The 572-nt window shown below is 75.7% G+C and carries 1 protein-coding gene; it reads left to right on the plus strand.

The annotated features are described in order from the left end of the window. Positions 1-14: 14 nt before the first annotated feature. Positions 15-572, plus strand: a 558-nt coding sequence (locus tag N869_RS15875) for a hypothetical protein (RefSeq protein WP_198026118.1), incomplete at its 3' end; no start/stop codon positions are given.

Below are 572 nucleotides of genomic sequence, written 5' to 3' on the forward strand. Positions count from 1 at the left end.
CGCACGGGCAAGGGTTGATCACCACCGAGGCCCTGGTGGCGGCCGCCCTGGGCGACCGGGACCAGTGGGTGCAGGGGCACTGCGCGCAGTGGCTGACCGAGACCGGTGACACCCGACCGCTGCAGGTCTTGCTCGGGGCCAGGTCAGCCGCGGTGCGTCTGACTGCGTTGAGGGGGCTCCCGGACGTGGAGGGCGATGACGGGTTGCTCCGGGCCCTGCTGCTCGACCCGGCCTCGCGTGTGCGGGACGAGGCACGTCGGCGTGCGCGGCAGCGCGGTGGGGAGGTCGCGGAGGTCTACCGCCGCGAGCTCCAGCCGGATGCCCCGGCGCGGGTGGTCGTCGCGTGCCTGGAGGGCCTCGCCCACACCGGCGCCGACGGTGACCTGGAGTGCATCATCGCCGGGCTCCGGCACGCGAGCCCCCGTGTGCGGGCAGCCGCTGTGGCCGCGGTTGCCGCGAGCACCACCCGAGAGGACGCCCTCGAGCTGCTGGCACCGGTGCTGCTGGACGCCAGGGCACGGGTGGCCGGTGCAGCCGCGCGGGAGCTCGCCCGGCTCAACGCACCACCGGCC

Source organism: Cellulomonas bogoriensis 69B4 = DSM 16987, assembly GCF_000767165.1.
GTDB lineage: Bacteria > Actinomycetota > Actinomycetes > Actinomycetales > Cellulomonadaceae > Actinotalea > Actinotalea bogoriensis.